At 45.9% G+C, this 15,679-nt stretch carries 11 protein-coding genes and 1 tRNA gene; all 12 read left to right on the top strand.

What is annotated here, in order from left to right:
* Positions 1-43: 43 nt before the first annotated feature.
* The 12 genes from HMPREF2696_RS00195 to fusA all read left to right on the top strand — a co-directional run bounded on the left by HMPREF2696_RS00195 (position 44) and on the right by fusA (position 15,562).
* Positions 44-119: transfer RNA gene (locus HMPREF2696_RS00195), tRNA-Trp, on the top strand.
* 131 nt (positions 120-250) lie between these two features.
* Complete coding sequence (secE, locus tag HMPREF2696_RS00190; protein ID WP_004521090.1) at positions 251-526, top strand: preprotein translocase subunit SecE; 276 nt, start codon at positions 251-253, stop codon at positions 524-526.
* A 2-nt stretch (positions 527-528) separates the two neighbouring features.
* Positions 529-1,062, top strand: a complete 534-nt coding sequence (gene nusG, locus HMPREF2696_RS00185) for a transcription termination/antitermination protein NusG (protein WP_003680697.1) — start codon at positions 529-531, stop codon at positions 1,060-1,062.
* 104 nt (positions 1,063-1,166) lie between these two features.
* Positions 1,167-1,601 (top strand): 50S ribosomal protein L11, encoded by a 435-nt coding sequence (gene rplK / locus HMPREF2696_RS00180; RefSeq protein ID WP_002220151.1) that lies wholly within the window; start codon positions 1,167-1,169, stop codon positions 1,599-1,601.
* Positions 1,601-2,296 (top strand): 50S ribosomal protein L1, encoded by a 696-nt coding sequence (gene rplA / locus HMPREF2696_RS00175; RefSeq protein WP_003677918.1) that lies wholly within the window; start codon positions 1,601-1,603, stop codon positions 2,294-2,296. Before rplK ends, rplA begins: the two co-directional genes overlap by 1 nt.
* Positions 2,297-2,519: 223 nt before the next feature.
* Positions 2,520-3,020, top strand: a complete 501-nt coding sequence (rplJ, locus tag HMPREF2696_RS00170; RefSeq protein WP_003680699.1) for a 50S ribosomal protein L10 — start codon at positions 2,520-2,522, stop codon at positions 3,018-3,020.
* 57 nt (positions 3,021-3,077) lie between these two features.
* Complete coding sequence (rplL, locus tag HMPREF2696_RS00165) at positions 3,078-3,449, top strand: 50S ribosomal protein L7/L12 (RefSeq protein ID WP_003677916.1); 372 nt, start codon at positions 3,078-3,080, stop codon at positions 3,447-3,449.
* A 189-nt stretch (positions 3,450-3,638) separates the two neighbouring features.
* Positions 3,639-7,817 carry a DNA-directed RNA polymerase subunit beta gene (rpoB, locus tag HMPREF2696_RS00160; protein WP_004521091.1) on the top strand — a complete coding sequence of 1,393 codons (4,179 nt, stop codon included), beginning with the start codon at positions 3,639-3,641 and terminating at the stop codon, positions 7,815-7,817.
* Between the two features lie 156 nt (positions 7,818-7,973).
* Entirely contained in the window at positions 7,974-12,149 is a 4,176-nt protein-coding gene (gene rpoC / locus HMPREF2696_RS00155) for a DNA-directed RNA polymerase subunit beta' (RefSeq protein ID WP_004521093.1), read from the top strand.
* A 329-nt stretch (positions 12,150-12,478) separates the two neighbouring features.
* Positions 12,479-12,850 carry a 30S ribosomal protein S12 gene (rpsL, locus tag HMPREF2696_RS00150; protein WP_002218431.1) on the top strand — a complete coding sequence of 124 codons (372 nt, stop codon included), beginning with the start codon at positions 12,479-12,481 and terminating at the stop codon, positions 12,848-12,850.
* Positions 12,851-12,967: 117 nt separating this feature from the next.
* Positions 12,968-13,438: a 30S ribosomal protein S7 gene (rpsG, locus tag HMPREF2696_RS00145; RefSeq protein ID WP_002240962.1), complete on the top strand. Its 471-nt coding sequence runs from the start codon at positions 12,968-12,970 to the stop codon at positions 13,436-13,438.
* Positions 13,439-13,456: 18 nt separating this feature from the next.
* Positions 13,457-15,562: an elongation factor G gene (gene fusA, locus HMPREF2696_RS00140; RefSeq protein WP_003749269.1), complete on the top strand. Its 2,106-nt coding sequence runs from the start codon at positions 13,457-13,459 to the stop codon at positions 15,560-15,562.
* Positions 15,563-15,679 lie beyond the last annotated feature (117 nt).

Genomic DNA, 15,679 nt, shown 5'->3' with positions numbered 1-15,679 from the left:
CGTAGGTGCGGGTGTGGTTTCTTCTGTAATCGCTTAAGTTTACAGGCCAATAGCTCAATTGGTAGAGTATCGGTCTCCAAAACCGAGGGTTGGGGGTTCGAGACCCTCTTGGCCTGCCAAATAAAAAATTAACCGGCCTTGTGCCGGTTAATTTTTTTGTACTTAAGTTTTAAGATTATTTGGAATTAATTAATGGATCAATGCCACTATCTAAAATAAAGGCGGGGGGGGTATTGATAAGTGAGTAAAGATGACAGAACATCCGTCTGGACGCAAAGAAGACCATCAGAAAAAGGAAGTTGTGGTAAGTAATAAGCCAGCTCCTGAAAAGAAAGAAGGTCTGTTTGCATATTTTAAGAGCTCTTGGACTGAGTTTAAGAAGGTAGTTTGGCCGAGTCGTGATGAAGCGGTCAAAATGACTGTATTCGTGATTATCTTCGTTGCAGTTTTAGCAGCCTTCATTTATACGGCAGATACAATTATTTCATGGTTGTTTTTTGATGTTTTATTAAATAGGAAAGGGTAAAGATGTCAAAGCGTTGGTATGTGGTACAGGCCTATTCCGGTTTCGAGAAAAATGTTCAAAAAACATTGAAAGAGCGTATTGCTCGTGAAAACATGGAAGAATATTTCGGCCAGATTCTCGTTCCTGTGGAGGAAGTAGTAGATATCAAGAATGGCCGAAAAACCATCAGTGAGCGTAAATTCTATCCAGGCTATGTATTGGTTGAAATGGAAATGACTGATGATTCATGGCACTTGGTTAAGAGTACCCCTCGAGTAAATGGTTTTGTAGGCGGTAGTGGAAATCGCCCGATCCCAATTTCTCAAAAAGATGCAGATGCTATTTTGCAACAAGCTAAAACAGGTGTTGAGAAGCCAAAACCAAAAGTTGAGTTTGAAGTTGGTCAGCAAGTTCGAGTAAACGAAGGCCCATTTGCTGATTTTAACGGTATTGTTGATGAAGTTAACTACGAACGTAATAGACTGCGTGTTTCAGTTCAGATTTTTGGTCGTGAAACACCGGTTGAATTAGAGTTCGGTCAGGTTGAAAAGATTTAAGTGGTTTAATTCGCTTGAAAATTTTTTTTTAAGCGGATATAATCGCAAATTCTGTTTGGGAAGCGGAATGGTTCCGCGTTATACCCGTTTTTAGGAGTTCTTAAGTGGCAAAGAAAATTATCGGCTACATCAAACTGCAAATTCCTGCAGGTAAAGCCAATCCATCTCCCCCAGTTGGTCCTGCTTTGGGTCAACGTGGTTTGAATATCATGGAATTCTGTAAAGCATTTAATGCTGCAACCCAAGGTATGGAACCTGGTTTGCCAATTCCAGTCGTTATTACTGCATTTGCGGATAAATCATTCACTTTTGTGATGAAAACCCCTCCAGCTTCTATCTTGTTGAAAAAAGCTGCTGGTCTGCAAAAAGGTAGTTCTAATCCTCTGACTAATAAAGTGGGTAAATTGACCCGCGCCCAGTTGGAAGAAATTGCTAAAACTAAAGAGCCTGATTTGACTGCTGCTGACTTGGATGCGGCTGTTCGCACTATTGCCGGCTCTGCTCGCTCAATGGGCTTGGACGTGGAGGGTGTTGTATAATGGCTAAAGTATCTAAACGCTTGAAAGCTCTGCGCTCTTCTGTTGAAGCTAACAAACTGTACGCAATCGACGAAGCAATTGCTTTGGTTAAAAAAGCTGCTACTGCTAAATTTGACGAGTCTGTTGACGTATCTTTCAACCTGGGTGTTGATCCTCGTAAATCTGACCAAGTTATTCGTGGTTCAGTCGTTCTGCCTAAAGGTACCGGTAAAACAACTCGCGTAGCTGTGTTTACTCAAGGTGCAAATGCAGATGCTGCTAAAGAAGCTGGCGCAGATATTGTCGGCTTTGAAGATCTGGCTGCTGAAATTAAAGCTGGTAACTTGAACTTTGACGTTGTTATTGCTTCTCCTGATGCAATGCGTATCGTTGGTCAATTGGGTACCATCTTGGGTCCTCGTGGTCTGATGCCAAACCCTAAAGTAGGTACTGTTACTCCTAACGTTGCTGAAGCAGTTAAAAATGCAAAAGCAGGTCAAGTACAATACCGTACAGATAAAGCAGGTATCGTTCATGCAACTATCGGTCGTGCTTCTTTCGCTGAAGCTGACTTGAAAGAAAACTTCAATGCGTTGCTGGATGCTATCGTTAAAGCCAAACCTGCTGCTGCTAAAGGCCAGTACCTGAAAAAAGTTGCTGTATCCAGCACTATGGGTTTGGGTGTTCGCGTTGATACTGCAAGCGTGAACAACTAAGAAATTTTCAGGTGATCCAGTTTTCTGGATTGCCTGAATTTGGGCTACTTAAAATTAAGTAGATGTCCAAGACCGTAGGGATCGTAAGATTTAATCGTAACTGCCCTACGCAGACGGTAGTCCTGAAACACATTGCAAGATTGCTTGTAAGATGTCTTTTTAGGTTACCGCGCTGGTGGGATATCATTTCGGTATCCTGTTTATAAACAGTGGGAGGTAGACCTTGAGTCTCAATATTGAAACCAAGAAAGTGGCCGTAGAGGAAATTAGCGCAGCAATTGCTAACGCTCAAACTCTCGTAGTCGCTGAATATCGCGGTATCAGTGTTTCCAGCATGACTGAGCTTCGTGCGAATGCACGTAAAGAAGGCGTGTACTTGCGTGTTCTGAAAAATACTCTGGCTCGTCGCGCAGTAGAGGGTACTTCATTCGCAGGTTTGGCCGATCAAATGGTTGGTCCATTGGTTTACGCTGCTTCTGAAGATGCTGTTGCTGCTGCTAAAGTGCTGCACCAATTCGCGAAAAAAGATGACAAAATTATCGTTAAAGCCGGTTCTTACAATGGCGAAGTGATGAACCCTGCTCAGGTTGCTGAGTTGGCTTCTATTCCAAGCCGCGAAGAACTGTTGTCCAAACTGTTGTTCGTTATGCAAGCTCCTGTATCAGGCTTTGCACGTGGTTTGGCTGCTTTGGCAGAGAAAAAAGCTGGCGAAGAAGCCGCTTAATCGATTTTGTTTCATTTAATCAATTATTTTTTAATACAATATTTGGAGTAAAATAGCATGGCTATTACTAAAGAAGACATTTTGGAAGCCGTTGGTTCTTTGACCGTAATGGAATTGAACGACCTGGTTAAAGCTTTTGAAGAGAAATTTGGCGTTTCTGCTGCTGCCGTTGCAGTTGCAGGTCCTGCAGGTGCTGGTGCAGCTGCTGCTGAAGAAAAAACTGAATTTGACGTAGTATTGGCTTCTGCTGGTGATCAAAAAGTTGGCGTGATTAAAGTTGTCCGCGCTATCACTGGCTTGGGTCTGAAAGAAGCTAAAGACATCGTTGACGGTGCACCTAAAACTCTGAAAGAGGGTGTTTCTAAAGCTGAAGCTGAAGACATCCAAAAACAACTGGAAGAAGCCGGCGCTAAAGTCGAAATCAAATAATTTAATGCTTCCTGTGAAGGCTGGCAGTTTTCTGCCAGCCTTATTTTGCTTCTTCAAATAAGCATCAGGCATTGTTTACATTTATTTGCATAGTCTTGATAAAACCATTGCAAATAAATGTAAATATCAGGTTGATGCATGCCGTTGTTTTAGACGGCCTATTATTTAAAATTGCTTTTCGGAGTGTATATGAGCTATTCGTTTACCGAGAAAAAACGTATCCGTAAGAGTTTTGCAAAGCGAGAGAATGTCTTGGATGTTCCTTTCCTGCTGGCAACCCAAATTGATTCTTATGCGAAATTTTTACAGTTGGAAAACGCTTTTGACCAACGTACTGATGATGGTCTGCAAGCAGCATTCAATTCTATTTTCCCGATTGTGAGCCATAATGGTTATGCACGATTGGAGTTTGTGCATTACACATTGGGCGAACCTTTGTTCGATATTCCTGAATGTCAATTGCGCGGTATTACTTATGCGGCTCCATTGCGTGCACGTATCCGTTTGGTGATTTTGGATAAAGAAGCGTCTAAACCGACCGTAAAAGAAGTTCGTGAAAACGAAGTATATATGGGCGAAATTCCGTTGATGACGCCAAGTGGCTCTTTTGTCATCAATGGTACAGAGCGTGTAATTGTTTCCCAGTTGCACCGTTCTCCTGGTGTGTTCTTTGAGCATGACCGTGGTAAAACACATTCTTCCGGTAAGTTGTTGTTCTCTGCTCGTATTATTCCTTACCGTGGTTCATGGTTGGATTTCGAATTTGATCCAAAAGATTTGCTGTATTTCCGTATCGACCGTCGCCGTAAAATGCCGGTTACGATTTTGTTGAAAGCTTTGGGCTATAACAATGAACAAATCTTGGATATTTTCTACGACAAAGAAACTTTCTATTTGTCTTCAAACGGTGTTCAAACTGATCTGGTTGCAGGCCGTCTGAAAGGTGAAACTGCCAAAGTTGACATCTTGGATAAAGAAGGCAATGTACTGGTTGCCAAAGGTAAACGCATTACTGCGAAAAATATCCGTGATATTACCAATGCAGGCTTGACTCGTTTGAATGTAGAGCCAGAAAGCTTGATAGGCAAAGCATTGGCTGCTGACCTGATTGATCCGGAAACCGGTGAAGTATTGGCTTCTGCTAACGATGAAATTACAGAAGAACTGTTGGCTAAACTTGATATCCATGGTGTAAAAGAAATTACGACCCTTTATATCAACGAATTGGATCAAGGCGGTTACATCTCCAGCACTCTGCGTACAGACGAAACTGCTGATCAGCAAGCTGCACGCGTAGCGATTTACCGCATGATGCGTCCTGGCGAACCGCCTACCGAAGAAGCTGTTGAGCAGCTCTTCAACCGCTTGTTCTTCAGTGAAGACAGCTATGATTTGTCTCGCGTAGGCCGTATGAAATTCAATACGCGCACATACGAGCAAAAACTGTCTGAAGCACAACAAAACTCTTGGTATGGCCGTTTGCTGAACGAAACTTTGGCCGGTGCTGCCGAAAAAGGTGGTTACGTTCTGAGCGTTGAAGACATTGTTGCTTCCATTGCTACATTAGTTGAACTGCGTAACGGTCATGGTGAAGTAGACGATATTGACCACTTGGGTAATCGTCGTGTTCGTTCTGTGGGTGAGTTGACTGAAAACCAATTCCGCAGCGGTTTGGCTCGTGTAGAACGTGCAGTTAAAGAGCGTTTGAACCAAGCAGAATCTGAGAACTTGATGCCGCATGACTTGATCAATGCGAAACCTGTTTCTGCCGCGATTAAAGAATTCTTCGGTTCCAGCCAATTGAGCCAATTTATGGATCAGACCAACCCATTGTCTGAAGTAACCCATAAACGCCGTGTATCTGCATTGGGCCCGGGCGGTTTGACTCGCGAACGTGCAGGCTTTGAGGTGCGAGACGTACATCCGACCCACTATGGCCGTGTATGTCCTATTGAAACACCTGAGGGTCCAAACATTGGTTTGATCAACTCATTATCCGTTTATGCGCGTACCAATGATTATGGTTTCTTGGAAACTCCTTACCGCCGTGTTGTCGATGGCAAAGTAACTGAAGAAATCGACTACTTGTCTGCTATCGAAGAAGGCCGTTATGTGATTGCACAGGCGAATGCCGATTTGGACAAAGACGGTAATTTGATTGGCGACTTGGTCACTTGTCGTGAAAAAGGCGAAACCATTATGGCGACGCCTGACCGCGTTCAATATATGGACGTGGCAACCGGTCAAGTGGTATCCGTTGCAGCATCTCTGATTCCATTCTTGGAACATGATGACGCGAACCGTGCATTGATGGGTGCCAACATGCAACGTCAGGCTGTACCGTGTCTGCGCCCTGAAAAACCGATGGTTGGTACCGGTATTGAGCGCTCTGTTGCCGTTGACTCTGCAACTGCAATCGTTGCCCGCCGCGGCGGTGTGGTTGAGTATGTAGATGCCAACCGTGTTGTAGTTCGTGTTCATGATGATGAAGCGACTGCCGGTGAAGTGGGTGTCGATATTTACAACTTGGTTAAATTCACCCGTTCTAACCAATCTACCAACATCAACCAACGTCCGGCCGTAAAAGCAGGCGATGTGTTGCAACGTGGTGACTTGGTGGCCGACGGTGCATCTACCGACTTGGGCGAGTTGGCTTTGGGTCAAAACATGACCATCGCCTTCATGCCATGGAACGGTTACAACTACGAAGACTCGATTCTGATTTCAGAAAAAGTGGCTGCAGACGATCGTTATACTTCGATTCACATTGAAGAGCTGAACGTTGTCGCACGTGACACTAAACTGGGTGCGGAAGACATTACCCGCGATATTCCGAACTTGTCTGAGCGTATGCAAAACCGTTTGGATGAATCCGGTATCGTATATATTGGTGCAGAAGTAGAAGCTGGTGACGTCTTGGTAGGTAAAGTAACACCTAAAGGCGAAACCCAACTGACTCCTGAAGAAAAACTGCTGCGTGCCATCTTCGGTGAAAAAGCGTCTGACGTAAAAGATACTTCATTGCGTATGCCTACCGGCATGAGCGGTACCGTTATCGATGTTCAAGTCTTTACTCGTGAAGGTATTCAACGCGACAAACGTGCTCAATCCATTATTGATTCTGAGCTGAAACGTTACCGTCAAGACTTGAGCGACCAGTTGCGTATTTTTGATAACGACGCATTTGACCGTATCGAGCGTATGATTGTTGGTCAAAAAGCCAATGGTGGTCCGATGAAGCTGGCTAAAGGCAGTGAAATCACTACCGAATATTTGGCGAGCCTGTCCAGCAAACATGATTGGTTTGACATCCGTTTGGCTGACGAAGATTTGGCCAAACAGTTGGAACTGATTAAATTGAGCCTGCAACAAAAACGCGAAGAAGCGGATGAGTTGTATGAGATCAAGAAGAAAAAACTGACCCAAGGCGACGAGCTGCAACCGGGCGTACAAAAAATGGTGAAAGTATTTATCGCCATCAAACGCCGTCTGCAAGCCGGTGACAAAATGGCGGGTCGCCACGGTAACAAAGGTGTGGTATCACGCATTCTGCCGGTGGAAGACATGCCTTACATGGCTGACGGCCGTCCGGTAGACATTGTACTGAACCCATTGGGCGTACCTTCCCGTATGAACATTGGTCAGATTTTGGAAGTTCACTTGGGTTGGGCGGCAAAAGGTATCGGTGAACGCATCGATCGTATGCTGAAAGAGCAACGCAAAGCCAGCGAGCTGCGTGAATTCTTGAACAAACTCTACAACGGTAGCGGTAAGAAAGAAGATTTAGACAGCCTGACAGATGAAGAAATCATCGAATTGGCTTCTAACCTGCGCAAAGGTGCGTCTTTCGCCTCTCCTGTATTCGACGGTGCGAAAGAGTCTGAAATCCGCGAAATGTTGAACTTGGCTTACCCAAGTGAAGATCCTGAGGTTGAGAAACTGGGCTTCAACGACAGTAAAACTCAAATCACGCTGTATGACGGCCGTTCCGGCGAAGCATTTGACCGCAAGGTTACAGTCGGTGTGATGCACTATCTGAAACTGCACCACTTGGTTGACGAAAAAATGCACGCCCGTTCTACCGGTCCATACAGTTTGGTTACCCAGCAGCCTTTGGGCGGTAAAGCTCAGTTCGGTGGCCAACGTTTCGGCGAGATGGAGGTTTGGGCATTGGAAGCATACGGCGCGGCATACACGCTGCAAGAGATGCTGACTGTGAAGTCTGACGACGTGAACGGCCGTACCAAAATGTACGAAAATATCGTCAAAGGTGAACACAAAATCGATGCCGGTATGCCTGAATCCTTCAACGTATTGGTTAAAGAGATTCGCTCACTGGGCTTGGATATCGATTTGGAACGCTACTAAACAGAAGTTTTCAGACGGCCTTTTAAGGTCGTCTGAAAAAGCGGTTTCAGAATAAGAATGAAGCAATCGGCATTTAGGCCATCTGAAATCAAAAGTACCGTTTCCCAATATCGAAAATCCGCCATGCGGTAAAAATACTTCCTTCAAGGAGCAAAAATGAATTTGTTGAACTTATTTAATCCGTTGCAAACTGCCGGCATGGAAGAAGAGTTTGATGCCATCAAAATCGGTATTGCCTCTCCCGAAACCATCCGCTCATGGTCTTATGGCGAAGTTAAAAAACCTGAAACCATCAACTACCGCACGTTCAAACCTGAGCGTGACGGTTTATTCTGTGCCAAAATCTTTGGCCCGGTCAAAGACTATGAATGTTTGTGCGGTAAATACAAACGCTTGAAATTTAAAGGCGTAACCTGTGAAAAATGTGGCGTAGAAGTGACCCTGTCTAAAGTACGCCGCGAACGCATGGGCCACATTGAATTGGCAGCACCAGTTGCCCATATTTGGTTCTTGAAATCCCTGCCTTCCCGCTTGGGTATGGTACTGGACATGACTTTGCGCGATATCGAACGCGTATTGTACTTTGAAGCATTTGTGGTAACCGATCCCGGCATGACTCCGTTGCAACGTCGTCAATTACTGACTGAAGACGATTACTACAACAAACTGGACGAATACGGCGACGACTTCGATGCCAAAATGGGTGCAGAAGGTATCCGTGAATTGTTGCGCACCTTGGATATTACCGGCGAAATCGAAATCCTGCGTCAAGAGCTGGAATCTACCGGTTCTGACACCAAAATTAAAAAAATTGCCAAACGTTTGAAAGTATTGGAAGCTTTCCACCGTTCCGGTATGAAACTGGAATGGATGATTATGGACGTGCTGCCGGTATTGCCGCCTGATTTGCGTCCGTTGGTTCCATTGGATGGTGGTCGTTTTGCCACTTCCGATTTGAACGATTTGTACCGCCGCGTTATTAACCGTAACAACCGTCTGAAACGTCTGTTGGAACTGCATGCGCCTGACATCATCGTTCGTAACGAAAAACGTATGTTGCAAGAAGCAGTTGACTCTCTGTTGGATAACGGCCGTCGCGGTAAAGCCATGACCGGCGCCAACAAACGTCCGCTGAAATCATTGGCTGACATGATTAAAGGTAAAGGCGGCCGCTTCCGTCAAAACCTGCTGGGTAAACGTGTGGACTACTCTGGTCGTTCCGTGATTACCGTAGGTCCATACCTGCGTCTGCACCAATGTGGTCTGCCGAAAAAAATGGCGTTGGAACTGTTCAAACCATTCATTTTCCACAAATTGGAAAAACAAGGTTTGGCGTCTACCGTTAAAGCTGCGAAAAAATTGGTAGAACAAGAAGTACCTGAAGTATGGGATATCTTGGAAGAAGTGATCCGCGAACATCCGATTATGCTGAACCGTGCGCCAACCCTGCACCGTTTGGGTATTCAAGCGTTCGAACCTATCCTGATCGAAGGTAAAGCGATTCAGTTGCACCCATTGGTGTGTGCCGCATTTAACGCCGACTTTGACGGTGACCAAATGGCTGTACACGTTCCATTGAGCTTGGAAGCACAAATGGAAGCACGCACGCTGATGCTGGCTTCAAACAACGTATTGTCTCCAGCCAACGGCGAACCAATCATCGTACCTTCTCAAGATATCGTATTGGGTCTGTACTACATGACCCGCGACCGTATCAATGCCAAAGGCGAAGGCAGCCTGTTTGCCGATGTGAAAGAAGTGCATCGTGCATACCATACCAAACAGGTTGAACTGGGTACGAAAATTACCGTACGTCTGCGCGAATGGGTAAAAAACGAAGCAGGTGAGTTTGAGCCTGTCGTTAACCGTTACGAAACGACTGTCGGCCGTGCATTGTTGAGCGAAATCTTGCCTAAAGGCCTGCCGTTCGAGTACATCAACAAAGCGCTGAAGAAAAAAGAAATTTCTAAACTGATTAACGCATCATTCCGTCTGTGCGGTTTGCGTGACACAGTTATTTTTGCCGACCACTTGATGTATACCGGTTTCGGTTTTGCGGCTAAAGGCGGTATTTCCATTGCGGTTGACGATATGGAAATTCCGAAAGAAAAAGCAGCCTTGCTGGCTGAGGCTAATGCCGAAGTTAAAGAAATCGAAGACCAATACCGTCAAGGTTTGGTGACCAACGGCGAACGTTACAACAAAGTGGTCGATATTTGGGGTCGTGCCGGCGATAAGATCGCTAAAGCGATGATGGACAATCTGTCCAAACAAAAAGTTATCGACCGTGACGGCAACGAAGTTGATCAAGAGTCCTTCAACTCTATTTACATGATGGCCGACTCTGGTGCCCGTGGTTCTGCAGCTCAGATTAAACAGTTGTCCGGTATGCGTGGTTTGATGGCCAAACCTGACGGCTCTATTATCGAAACGCCAATTACCTCTAACTTCCGCGAAGGTTTGACTGTATTGCAATACTTTATTGCGACCCACGGTGCGCGTAAAGGTTTGGCGGATACCGCGTTGAAAACGGCAAACTCTGGTTACCTGACCCGTCGTCTGGTAGACGTAACTCAAGACTTGGTCGTTGTTGAAGACGATTGCGGTACTTCAGACGGCTTTGTCATGAAAGCAGTAGTACAAGGCGGTGACGTAATTGAAGCGTTGCGCGATCGTATTTTAGGCCGTGTTACAGCATCAGATGTTGTTGATCCTTCAACTGGCGAGACTTTGGTTGAGGCAGGTACACTGCTGACTGAGAAATTAGTTGATATCATTGACCAATCTGGTGTTGACGAGGTTAAAGTCCGTACGCCAATTACTTGTAAAACCCGTCATGGCTTGTGTGCACACTGTTATGGCCGCGACTTGGCGCGCGGTAAACTGGTTAACGCTGGTGAAGCTGTAGGTGTAATTGCTGCACAATCTATTGGTGAGCCAGGTACTCAGCTGACCATGCGTACGTTCCACATCGGTGGTGCGGCATCTCGTGCGGCTGCTGCCAGTCAAGTGGAAGCCAAATCCAATGGTACAGCTCGTTTCAGCAGCCAAATGCGTTACGTTGCCAACAACAAAGGCGAATTGGTTGTCATTGGCCGCTCTTGTGAAGTAGTGATTCACGACGATATCGGTCGCGAACGTGAACGTCACAAAGTACCTTACGGTGCAATCCTGCTGGTACAAGACGGCGAAGCCATTAAAGCCGGTCAAACTTTGGCAACTTGGGATCCGCATACCCGTCCGATGATCACCGAACACGCAGGTATGGTGAAATTCGAAAACGTGGAAGAGGGTGTTACCGTTGCGAAACAAACTGACGATGTAACCGGTTTGTCTACTTTGGTAGTGATTGACGGCAAACGTCGTTCTTCTAGTGCTTCTAAACTGTTGCGTCCGACTGTCAAACTGTTGGATGAAAATGGTCTGGAAATTTGCATTCCTGGTACGACTACCCCAGTTTCTATGGCATTCCCGGTCGGTGCGGTGATTACTATCCGTGAAGGTCAGGAAGTCGGTAAGGGTGATGTGTTGGCGCGTATTCCACAAGCGTCTTCTAAAACCCGCGATATTACCGGTGGTTTGCCGCGCGTTGCTGAGTTGTTTGAAGCACGCGTGCCGAAAGATGCCGGCATGTTGGCTGAAATTACCGGTACCGTTTCCTTCGGTAAAGAAACCAAAGGTAAACAGCGTCTGATTATTACCGATGTAGACGGTGTAGCATACGAAACGCTGATTTCTAAAGAGAAACAGATTTTGGTACACGACGGTCAAGTGGTAAACCGCGGTGAAACCATCGTGGATGGTGCCGTAGATCCGCATGACATTCTGCGTCTGCAAGGTATCGAAGCATTGGCTCGCTACATTGTTCAAGAGGTACAAGAGGTTTACCGCTTGCAAGGTGTGAAGATTTCCGATAAACACATCGAAGTCATCATCCGCCAAATGCTGCGCCGTGTGAACATTGTGGATGCTGGTGATACAGAGTTTATTACCGGCGAACAAGTTGAGCGTAGCGATGTGATGCTTGCCAATGAGAAAGCCATCGCTGAAGGCAAAGAGCCGGCACGTTATGAAAATGTGTTGTTGGGTATTACCAAAGCTTCCTTGTCTACCGACAGCTTCATTTCTGCAGCATCGTTCCAAGAAACAACCCGCGTCTTGACCGAGGCCGCTATCATGGGCAAACAAGACGAGCTGCGCGGTTTAAAAGAGAACGTGATTGTCGGTCGATTGATTCCTGCCGGTACAGGTTTGACCTACCACCGCAGCCGTCATCAACAATGGCAGCAAGCCGATCAAGTAACTTCTGAAACCGAAGCTTTAGACGAATAATCCCGAGGGATTATTGTGAAAATAAAACCGCAAGCCAGTCTTGCGGTTTTATTTTTTAGAGGACTTAAAAGAGGGTAGAGTTTAAGGCCGTCTGAATAAATAAGGAAAGCAATGGAGAAAATAAGTAGAGAACTAAATTGCGGACTTATTTAAAATGACAAAGGCCGTCTGGATATTTCAGACGGCCTTTGTTTCCAAAATTTAGACATAAATTGGAAAACACCAAACTTTATCAGTCATTTGCTTGACTAAACCCTTGCAATAAAAATATAATTCCAATCTTGTCGACATGGTGTCGGCAAGTATTTAACTCAACAGGACGAGAAAATATGCCAACTATTAACCAATTGGTACGCAAAGGCCGTCAAAAGCCTGTGTACGTAAACAAAGTGCCTGCACTGGAAGCTTGCCCGCAAAAACGTGGCGTCTGCACCCGTGTATACACAACTACCCCTAAAAAACCTAACTCTGCATTGCGTAAAGTATGTAAAGTTCGCCTGACCAACGGTTTTGAAGTAATTTCATATATCGGCGGTGAAGGCCACAACCTGCAAGAGCACAGCGTCGTATTGATTCGCGGCGGTCGTGTAAAAGACTTGCCAGGTGTACGTTACCACACTGTACGCGGTTCTTTGGATACTGCAGGTGTTAAAGACCGTAAACAAGCCCGTTCTAAATACGGTGCTAAGCGTCCTAAATAATTATCGGGACTCAAATAGGCACGTCGGCCGCCTAAGCTGAACAACGGCCGAGTAAGTGAATACTCAATTGGGTATTCATGGGAATTGCCCCAACTGAATAGATTAAAGGAAATTAAAATGCCAAGACGTAGAGAAGTCCCTAAGCGCGACGTACTGCCAGATCCTAAATTCGGCAGCGTTGAGCTGACTAAATTCATGAACGTATTGATGATTGACGGTAAAAAATCTGTTGCAGAACGTATCGTTTACGGTGCGTTGGAGCAAATTGAGAAAAAAACCGGCAAAGTAGCAATTGAAGTATTTAACGAAGCCATTGCAAACGCCAAACCTATCGTGGAAGTGAAAAGCCGCCGTGTAGGTGGTGCAAACTACCAAGTTCCTGTTGAAGTTCGTCCTTCACGTCGTCTGGCCTTGGCAATGCGCTGGGTTCGCGATGCGGCCCGTAAACGTGGTGAGAAATCTATGGACCTGCGTTTGGCAGGCGAATTGATTGATGCGGCTGAAGGTCGTGGCGGTGCGTTGAAAAAACGTGAAGAAGTACACCGCATGGCTGAAGCTAACAAAGCATTCTCTCACTTCCGTTTCTAATATCGAAAGGCTAACAAAATGGCTCGTAAGACCCCTATCAGCCTGTATCGCAATATCGGTATTTCTGCCCATATTGACGCGGGTAAAACAACCACAACAGAACGTATTTTGTTCTATACAGGTTTGACTCATAAATTGGGCGAAGTGCATGACGGCGCGGCTACTACCGACTACATGGAACAAGAGCAAGAGCGTGGTATTACCATTACTTCTGCTGCTGTGACTTCTTATTGGTCTGGTATGGCGAAACAGTTCCCTGAGCACCGTTTCAACATCATCGACACTCCGGGACACGTTGACTTTACTGTAGAGGTAGAGCGTTCTATGCGTGTATTGGACGGCGCGGTAATGGTTTACTGTGCAGTAGGCGGTGTTCAACCTCAATCTGAAACCGTATGGCGTCAAGCTAACAAATACCAAGTACCTCGCTTGGCATTTGTAAACAAAATGGACCGTCAAGGTGCCAACTTCTTCCGCGTTGTTGAGCAAATGAAAACCCGTTTGCGCGCAAACCCAGTACCTATCGTGATTCCGGTTGGTGCGGAAGACAGCTTCAGCGGTGTCGTTGACCTGTTGAAAATGAAATCCATTATTTGGAATGAAGCCGATAAAGGTACAACCTTTACCTATGGCGACATTCCTGCTGAATTGGTTGAGACTGCCGAAGAATGGCGTCAAAACATGATTGAAGCTGCAGCAGAAGCCAGCGAAGAATTGATGGACAAATACTTGGGCGGTGATGAGCTGACTGAAGAAGAAATCGTAGGCGCATTGCGTCAACGTACTTTGGCCGGTGAAATTCAACCAATGTTGTGCGGTTCAGCATTTAAAAACAAAGGTGTTCAACGTATGTTGGATGCAGTTGTAGAATTGCTGCCTGCTCCTACCGACATTCCTCCAGTTCAAGGTGTTAACCCTAACACTGAAGAAGCCGACAGCCGTCAAGCCAGCGATGAAGAGAAATTCTCTGCATTGGCGTTCAAAATGTTGAATGATAAATACGTTGGTCAGCTGACTTTCATCCGCGTTTACTCTGGTGTGGTGAAATCCGGTGATACCGTATTGAACTCTGTAAAAGGTACTCGCGAACGTATCGGTCGCTTGGTGCAAATGACTGCTGCAGACCGTACTGAAATTGAAGAAGTACGCGCTGGTGATATTGCAGCTGCGATCGGTCTTAAAGACGTTACTACTGGTGAGACCTTGTGTGCAGAAAGCGCACCTATCATCTTGGAACGCATGGAATTCCCTGAGCCGGTAATCCATATTGCCGTTGAGCCGAAAACCAAAGCCGACCAAGAGAAAATGGGTATCGCCCTGAACCGTCTGGCGAAAGAAGACCCTTCTTTCCGCGTTCGTACAGACGAAGAGTCCGGTCAAACCATTATTTCTGGTATGGGTGAGCTGCACTTGGAAATTATTGTTGACCGTATGAAACGCGAATTCGGCGTGGAAGCAAACATCGGTGCGCCTCAAGTGGCTTACCGTGAAACCATCCGCAAAGAAGTTGAAGCTGAATACAAACATGCCAAACAATCTGGTGGTAAAGGTCAATACGGTCACGTTGTGATCAAAATGGAACCTATGGAACCAGGTGGTGCGGGCTACGAATTTATCGATGAAATTAAAGGTGGTGTGATTCCTCGCGAATTTATTCCGTCTGTCGATAAAGGTATTCGCGATACTTTGCCTAACGGTATCGTTGCCGGTTACCCAGTAGTTGACGTACGTGTGCGTCTGATCTTCGGTTCTTCACACGATGTTGACTCCTCTCAACTGGCCTTCGAATTGGCTGCGTCTCAAGCCTTCAAAGAAGGTATGCGTAAAGCCAATCCAGCTCTGTTGGAACCAATCATGGCAGTTGAGGTGGAAACACCTGAAGAATACATGGGTGACGTAATGGGCGACTTGAACCGTCGTCGTGGTGTTGTATTGGGTATGGATGATGACGGCATCGGCGGTAAAAAAGTCCGTGCCGAAGTGCCTCTGGCAGAAATGTTCGGTTATTCTACCGACCTGCGTTCTGCAACCCAAGGCCGCGCTACTTACTCTATGGAGTTCAAGAAATATTCTGAAGCTCCTGCCCACATAGCTGCTGCTGTAACTGAAGCCCGTAAAGGCTAATCAGGCAAATAGGTCGTCTGAAAGGCTGAAATGATTTTTCAGACGGCCTCTGTTCTTTAATCGATCTTTAATGTAAAGGAATTAGCTCATGGCTAAGGAAAAATTTGAACGTAGCAA

It is taken from the genome of Neisseria sp. HMSC058F07 (assembly GCF_001810035.1).
GTDB lineage: Bacteria > Pseudomonadota > Gammaproteobacteria > Burkholderiales > Neisseriaceae > Neisseria > Neisseria perflava.
The sequence above is the reverse complement of the archived record's forward strand: the minus strand, read 5'-3'. Positions and strand labels throughout refer to the sequence as shown.

Coding starts and splice junctions, on each gene's coding strand:
- rplA (WP_003677918.1), top strand. CDS start 1,601: ATGGCTAAAGTATCTAAACGCTTGAAAGCTCTGCGCTCTTCTGTTGAA.
- rpoC (WP_004521093.1), top strand. CDS start 7,974: ATGAATTTGTTGAACTTATTTAATCCGTTGCAAACTGCCGGCATGGAA.
- rpsL (WP_002218431.1), top strand. CDS start 12,479: ATGCCAACTATTAACCAATTGGTACGCAAAGGCCGTCAAAAGCCTGTG.
- nusG (WP_003680697.1), top strand. CDS start 529: ATGTCAAAGCGTTGGTATGTGGTACAGGCCTATTCCGGTTTCGAGAAA.
- secE (WP_004521090.1), top strand. CDS start 251: ATGACAGAACATCCGTCTGGACGCAAAGAAGACCATCAGAAAAAGGAA.
- fusA (WP_003749269.1), top strand. CDS start 13,457: ATGGCTCGTAAGACCCCTATCAGCCTGTATCGCAATATCGGTATTTCT.
- rpoB (WP_004521091.1), top strand. CDS start 3,639: ATGAGCTATTCGTTTACCGAGAAAAAACGTATCCGTAAGAGTTTTGCA.
- rpsG (WP_002240962.1), top strand. CDS start 12,968: ATGCCAAGACGTAGAGAAGTCCCTAAGCGCGACGTACTGCCAGATCCT.
- rplL (WP_003677916.1), top strand. CDS start 3,078: ATGGCTATTACTAAAGAAGACATTTTGGAAGCCGTTGGTTCTTTGACC.